General features: G+C 67.7%; 6 protein-coding genes. All 6 read right to left on the bottom strand.

The window, feature by feature from the left end; genetic code table 11:
• Positions 1 to 230 precede the first annotated feature (230 nt).
• The 6 genes from FH969_RS14225 to FH969_RS16180 all read right to left on the bottom strand — a co-directional run bounded on the left by FH969_RS14225 (position 231) and on the right by FH969_RS16180 (position 6846).
• Positions 231 to 1733: a multicopper oxidase family protein gene (locus tag FH969_RS14225; RefSeq protein WP_139987828.1), complete on the bottom strand. Its 1503-nt coding sequence runs from the start codon at positions 1731 to 1733 to the stop codon at positions 231 to 233.
• Positions 1734 to 1777: 44 nt separating this feature from the next.
• Entirely contained in the window at positions 1778 to 4294 is a 2517-nt protein-coding gene (locus FH969_RS14220) for a heavy metal translocating P-type ATPase (RefSeq protein ID WP_234417602.1), read from the bottom strand.
• A gap of 29 nt (positions 4295 to 4323) precedes the next feature.
• The gene (locus FH969_RS14215) at positions 4324 to 5316 is read right to left on the bottom strand and encodes a F510_1955 family glycosylhydrolase (RefSeq protein ID WP_199916493.1); all 993 of its coding nucleotides are present in this window, start codon (positions 5314 to 5316) and stop codon (positions 4324 to 4326) included.
• A gap of 38 nt (positions 5317 to 5354) precedes the next feature.
• Positions 5355 to 5972: a DUF305 domain-containing protein gene (locus FH969_RS14210; RefSeq protein ID WP_105185408.1), complete on the bottom strand. Its 618-nt coding sequence runs from the start codon at positions 5970 to 5972 to the stop codon at positions 5355 to 5357.
• 117 nt (positions 5973 to 6089) lie between these two features.
• On the bottom strand, positions 6090 to 6581 hold the full coding sequence (locus FH969_RS14205) for a DUF6153 family protein (protein WP_108717364.1): 492 nt from the start codon (positions 6579 to 6581) through the stop codon (positions 6090 to 6092).
• Between the two features lie 121 nt (positions 6582 to 6702).
• Positions 6703 to 6846: a YHS domain-containing protein gene (locus FH969_RS16180; protein WP_231935871.1), complete on the bottom strand. Its 144-nt coding sequence runs from the start codon at positions 6844 to 6846 to the stop codon at positions 6703 to 6705.
• Positions 6847 to 7178 lie beyond the last annotated feature (332 nt).

Raw genomic sequence — 7178 nt, 5'->3', positions numbered from 1 at the left:
CGTCCACCTACGAGGCCCGCCGGGCCGCTACGCTGCCGACCGCCGCGTAATCACACCCCGTGTCCAACATCCGGGGGTAGGGCCCAATGGTACGGGTGCGGGCCAACAAAGGTGCGTAGGCTGTCATGCCTGGCCCTGGCGTTGATCCGTTCACCATGACCGTGCCATCGCGCGTTCAAGATCAACCGGTGGAGACTGTCGCCCGTGCCCGACGATTCGTACGACGTGCGTCAGGTCTGGTAGCCGATGACGGTCATCATGCCGGTTTCGGCGTGGTAGATGTTGTGACAGTGTGCGGCCCATTGGCCGGGGTTGTCGGCGTCGAAATCCACGGTGAGGGTCTGCTTCGGCAGGATGATCGAAGTGTCTTTGCGTGGCCCACCGTCTGAGTGCTGGTAGGTGTGCCCGTGTAGGTGGAAGGGATGCCACATCTCGGTCTCGTTGACCATGCGGAGGCGCACTCGCTCACCGGCCCGGACCGCGTGCGCGTCGCGCAGCGGCTGGGTCGGGTCGAACCGCTTGTTGTTGATGCCCCAGTCGTAGTCGGCCATTGAGCCGGTGAGCGTCAGCGTGACCTCCCGGTCAGGGGTCTTGGTGTCGAGAGCGACATCGGTCGCGGCGGTGAGGATCGCGGCAGTCGCGACACGGGCCGTGTCCAGCTCGGAGAGCACCGCGTCCTGCGGCGGTGTGTTGCCGACACCGGTGCGCACTACGGCGACGGCGCGTTCGCGTTTGCCTTCGGCCAGCGCGACGAGCGGGAACGCGCCGTCGCCGAGGGTGACGAGAAGGTCGTAGCGTTCACCCATGCCGAGCAGAACGCTGTCCACCTCGACGGGTTCGACGGGGAACCCGTCGGTGTGGGTGACGGTGAGGCGGTGCCCGCCGACCGCGAATCGAAAGGCGGTGTCCCCGCCGGCGTTGATGAGTCGTATCCGCACTCGGCTGCCCGGTGTGCCGGTGAACTGGGCCGGGTCGGCGGCGGGTTTGCCGTTGATGAGGTAGTGCGGGTAGTAGACGTCTCCGGCGTCGCCGCCGAGTAGGTCGGAGGTGGCGCCCATGAGGGTGTTGCCCATCCGCATGAACATGTCGTCCATCCCGCCCATATCACCCATCCCGCGTGACAGCTCAGCGAGAACTTCGTCGGGGGTGGCGGTGACGCCGTCGAGCCAGTCGTCTAAGACGATGACCCACTCGTCGTCGTAGGCCAGGGGCTCGTTCGGGTCCTCGACGATGAGCGCCCCGTACAGTCCGCTGTCGAGCTGCGCGCCGACGTGGGGGTGGAACCAGTAGGTGCCGGGATCGGGCGCGATGAACTCGTAGTCGAAGCTGCTACCGGCGGCGATGGGTTGCTGGGTGAGCGGTGGCACGCCGTCCATGTCGTTGCGCAGCGCGAGCCCGTGCCAGTGCACGGAGGTCTCGACGGGGAGCTGGTTGCGGATGGTCGCTTTGAGGGTGTCGCCGGCGCTGAGGCGGATGATCGGGGCGGGTACGGCGCCGTAGGCGAAGGTCTGTGCCGTGGTGCCGGCGAGGTCCAGGCTGGCCGATGCGGCGGTGAGGGTGACTGCGGTGGTCTTTCCGGTGCCGCCGCGTTGCCGTTCGCGGTCTCGTACGGCGGCGCTGTCCGGGTTCACCCAGGCGGCGGAGGAGGTGCAGCCGGCGAGCGCGAGTGTCGCCGCCGCGCCCACGCCGAGTCCGAGGCCGAGGGACGCGCGTCTGCTCCACAGCCGCTCCATGCCGAGGCCGGCATCATGACGGATGGGGAGCTGGCTGGCCGGGCTCATCGGAGTGCTCCGTTCGGGGAAGGCTCCACCGGCCCGGCCGGCTCGCTCGCGGTGGCGCTGCCTGGTGCGGGTGCTTGGTCGGGAAGGCGGAGTCGTTTGAGGAGCAGGGCATTGACTGCGACGATGACGCTGGAGCCGGACATGCTGATCGCCGCGATTTCCGGGGACAGCATGATCCCGAACGCCGGGTAGAACACGCCGGCGGCGATGGGCAGCGCGATGGCGTTGTAGCCGATGGCCCAGCCGAGGTTTTGCCGCATCTTGCGCAGGGTGCCCTTGCCGATCCGCAGCGCGACGGGAACGTCGAGCGGGTCGGAGCGCATCAGCACCACGTCGGCGGTTTCGATCGCGACGTCGGTGCCGGCGCCGATCGCGATGCCGAGGTCGGCTTGGGCGAGAGCGGGGGCGTCGTTGACGCCATCGCCGACCATCGCGACCTTTTTCCCGGCCGCTTGCAGCTCCGTGATCTTGGCGGACTTGTCTTCGGGCAGCACGTCGGCGATTACGGTGTCGATGCCCAGCAGGGAGGCGATCCGTTGCGCGGTGGGCTGGTTGTCGCCGGTGAGCATGACGGCTTCGACACCGGTCTCGTGGAGGGCGTCGATCGCGGCTTTCGCGGTCTCGCGGGGTGCGTCGGCCAATGCGATGACTCCGCCGATGGTGCCGTCGACGGCGAACATGATCGCGGTGCGCCCGCTCGCCGCAAGGGCTTCGCGTGCGGCGTCGATCTGGCTGGTGTCGATCCTTTCCTGGACCATCAGCCGGGTGTTGCCGAGCACGACCCGATGCCCGTCGACGGTGGCGATCGCGCCTTGCCCGGTGATGTTGCGGAACGCGGTCGCGGTGCGGCGTGGGATGTCGCGGGCGTCGGCGTAGGCGACGATCGCTTTCGCCAGCGGGTGCTCGGATTCTCGTTCGGCGGCCACGACGAAGGACAGCAGGTCCAAGTCGTCGGTGCCGACCGCGAGATAGTCGGTGACTTCGGGCTCGCCCTTGGTGAGGGTGCCGGTCTTGTCGAACACCACGGTGTCGATCCGGGCGGCGGTCTCGATGCCGGTGGCGTTCTTGAACAGCACCCCGCGTTTGGCGCCCAGCCCGGTACCGACCATGATCGCGGTCGGGGTGGCGAGGCCGAGCGCGTCGGGGCAGGTGATGACGACCACGGTGATCGCGAACAGGATCGCCATCGGCACATCCGCTCCGGCGAGGAACCAGACCAGGAACGTGAGGCTGCCGCCGATCAGGGCGACCAGCACCAGCCAGAATGCTGCTCGGTCCGCGAGCCGCTGACCGGGAGCCTTGGAGTTCTGCGCTTCCTGCACCAGTTTCACGATCTGCGCCAGCGCCGTGTCGGCACCGACCTTCGTCGCCCTGACCCGAAGCGTGCCGACCGTGTTCACCGTCGCGCCGATCACCGCTGAGCCGGGGGTCTTCTCGACTGGCATCGATTCGCCGGTGACCATTGACTCATCGACCTCCGACGTGCCGTCTATGACCTCCCCATCGGTCGGGACCTTCGCGCCGGGCCGGACGAGCAGCAGATCACCGGGAACGACCTCGGCGGTGGGGATTTCGACCTCGTTGCCGTCGCGGATCACCACCGCGCGGGCCGGTGCGAGTTCCAGCAGCCGGCGGATGGCGTCGTTCGCGCCGCCGCGGGCGCGCATCTCCACCCAGTGGCCGAGCAGCACGAAGGTGGCGAGCACGCTGGCGGCCTCGTAGAACACCTCACCGCCGCCGGTCAGGGTGATGGCGAGGCTGTAGAGCCAGCCCGCGCCGACACCGACCGCGACCAGCACCATCATGTCCAGCGTCTTCGCGCGCAGTGCCCGGTAGGCGCCGTCGAAGAAGATCCAGGCTGCGTAGAAGATCACCGGCAGCGACAAGATCAGCGAGAACACGTCGTCGCGCAGCCCGAACGGTGCCGGGACGGTGAACCCGATGACCTCGCGGCCGATCGGAGACCACAAGGTGATCGGGATGGACAGGATCAGCGCGACCAGGAAACGGTTGCGCATGTCACGGATCATTGCGTCCATCGACATGCCGCCGTGGTGGCCGCCGTGCCCCATCACCTCCTGCGCGGTCGCCGGTGCCGAGTCGCCATGCGCGTGAGCCGGCCCTGGCGAGGCCGGCGCCATGTCGTGGCCGGCATGGGCGGAGTGGTCGTGCTCGGTGTCACCGGTTGCTCCGTGGTGGTGCTGTGGCGCGCTGTCGTGGTGGGAGTGAGGACCCGTCGAATGCGAGGCGTGCGGCTCGTCGCTGGGGTGGCAGATGTGTTGCGGCACGGACTGTCCGGCACAGTGGAATCCGCACTCGGTGACCCATGCGCGGAGCTGCTGGACCGTCGTGGCGTCGGGGTCGTAGGTGACATTGGCGGTCTGCGCGACCGGGTTGACCTCGACGGCGACCACTCCGGGCCGTCGCCCCAGGGTCTTCTCGGCGAGCTGTGAGGAGGAGGCCCAATGCAGACCGGCCACCTGTAGGACGACGGTGTTCATCTTCTTGTTCATGGCGTTTCCTATGACTGTTCGGCCCAGCCCTACAGGGCGGGCAGGATGGTGGTGGCCTGGTCGCCGTCGAGCGCGACGATGCCGCGGTCGTCCACGACGTAGACGACACCGGACGGGGCAAGACCGAGGGCGGCGACGGTCCCCTGGGCGGTGCCGATCGGTGTCCAGGCGGCTTGGCCGCTGCGCCGCCAGAGCTGCCCATCGGTATCGATACCGACCAGCTCGTCTCCGGCCGCATCGAGCAGGTACAGCGTGGGTGCATCAGCGACCAGTCCGAAGGTGGCCGCGTCGTCCTGGCTGGCGAACAGCCCGCTTTGGGTGGCCGCATAGATCACGCCGTCTGCGGTGACCGCAAGATCAGCGGCGGTCACCTCGCTGCCAGCCGTCCAGGTGCTGCCGGAGTCGCCGCTGATCTGTACCGCGGGACTGCTCGACCCGATCCCGTACACCTGCCCATCGGGACCGGCGGTCAGGATGTGGAAGTCCTCCTCGCCCGTGAACGCGACCGGTTCCCAGCTCCGCCCGCCGTCCTCGCTGCGGATGATGCCGAGATTCGGTGACCCCAACTCCGACGGCGTGTCCAGGCCGGGATGCCCGGAGGCGATCAGCATGCCGTCGGTGACGGTCAGGCCCATCAGGTCAAAGTCGTAGCCACCCAACGGGCCTTCCACGGAGCCTTCGGCATCGACGCGGTACAGACCGGTGTGCGTGCCGACCAGGATCGTGGCATCGGCCTCGGGCACCACCGCGTGGATGTGCCCGAACTCGACCGGAGTCTGCGCCGAGGAGGACGGTGCGGACGAGGCGCCGCAGCCAGCCAGGACAGTGACAGCAGCCACGGCGGCGGCGAGCGCGGCGAGCGCGCGGCGAGGCGAGGAACGGAGACGAGAGAACATCAAACGGGCCTTTCGGGAGAGCAGGACGACGACAGAGGCCGCCGGTAGGTCGGCAGAAGGAACCGGCCGCGAAAACGGGGAGACCGGTGTCAAGAGCAGCGGCAGGACGGTGGGAGCCCGCACCATGGGTGGTCGGGCTCCCACGCCGCACCTGCCGAGGACGGCTAGAGGCTGTCCAGAATCTCTTGCATCGTCGTGACCTCGGCGCTCTGGCCGTCGATGACCTGCTGCGCCAGCTCCAGCGCATCCGGGTTCTGTCCGTTGGACAGCTCGGTCTCGGCCATCATGATCGCGCCGTTGTGGTGCTCGATCATGCCCTGCAGGAACAGCCGGGTCGCCTCGACACCGGTCGCGGACTCCAACGCGGCCATGTCTTCCTCGGACATCATGCCGTCGCCGTGGTCCATGCCCTCCATGCCGCCCGCGGACGGGTCGGGCGAAGGCAGACCCCACTCCTGCAGCCAGCCCTGCATGGTCTCGATCTCGGGCCCCTGGGCGTCCTTGATCTGCTGAGCCAGTGTCACCACCCGCTCATCGATCCCGTCCTTGCCGAGGATCAGATCGGCCATCTCGATGGCCTGCTGATGGTGCGGGATCATCATCGTCACGAACATCTCGTCCGCAGCATTGAAGTCCGCACTGGCCTCCGACGAGGAGGGGCTGGAGCTTGACGAGCCGTGATCCATCCCGGACATGCCGGGGTCGTTGTTCTGCCCGCACCCGGCGAGCACCAGAGTCGTGATGAGCGCGGTCGAAGCCAGCGCAAGCATGCGCATACGCATGATGAAGTTGTCCTTTCGTCAGTCGAATGAAGAGTCGCGGTCCATCCACACCCCGGCTGGGGCATGACAGACAGGCATCACGCGGACCCGATGGTCCGTGGGACGCCGCAGCGCAACTCAGGTGCGACTGATCGAAAGAACGATGAGAGAAGGCGGTCGCGGGCGTGGCAGCACCGCGCCCAGCAGCGGCAGCGCCCGAACAGCAAGCAACCGCGTCAGCCACCCGCGACCCCACAGGCCGGGGGCGATCAGGAGGACCATGCCGATCAGGAGCGCGATCACACACCCCATCATCAGCATCGAATGGCTCGGCGCCGGTTCCCCGCACCCATCACCACAGTGCGTCTCACCGGCCGCGGCAGCATCGCTCATGCTGGCACCGGCCATCTCATCTGCCACATCGGCCGACATGCCGCCGTCCGGCAGCGTCTCCGCGGCGGCGTGGTCGGTCTCGATCGTCAGGGTCGGGGAGGTATGCCCCTGCGGGCCGGACATGCTCAGAACGTGCATCGCGAACAGCCCAGCGATCACCATCATCAGCAGGCCAAACAGGAGCAGGCCACGACGACGAGGCGACCCGCCGGTCATCACCGAGCGAAGAGCACCCATCGCCGTCCTCCCTTCAACCTCCGAGTCCCTGACGCTGCCAGCACCCACGATCCCTATTCACTACGGTAGAGCATCGCGCCACGACGCCACCTGAACGCCGTGGCAGCGACACCCCAGCCCGTCAGGCGGCGTGCGCGTACCGCGCCGGGTCGGCATCCCACAACGGGCCGCACTCAGCGCAGCAGAACCAGTACCGCTTGCCCTCGTAGTCCCGGTACAGGCCCTGTTGCTCAGCCTGCTCGGGGTCCACGAAATTGTTCGGCATCACCGGACAGTGCACCAAGTTCTCCGCGTCCGGCGCCGGGTGATGATGAGCATGAGACGGCGCCTCGTGCCCACCGTGATGATGATCGTGGCTCGACATCCTCCACATCCTCTCTAGCGATGCCGCCGCCCTCTGGTCCCCTACTGACACTCCGACGACGCCCGCATACTCACCAAGATGATACCCCATAGGGGTATTGCAGTAGGTGTACCTGCTCTAGTCGAGCCGCCGCTACGACGCCTTGACCGGGAGGACGGCATGGGGCGCTGTCCCCGCTCGGCCGCCTGTCCGACTTGCGCCGATGAGTCGACAGGCGAGGTAGATGAGGAAGG

It is taken from the genome of Miniimonas arenae (genome assembly GCF_006351005.1).
Taxonomy (GTDB): Bacteria; Actinomycetota; Actinomycetes; order Actinomycetales; family Beutenbergiaceae; genus Miniimonas; species Miniimonas arenae.
Note: the sequence above shows the minus strand (reverse complement) of the source record. Positions and strands in the feature narration are given on the sequence as shown.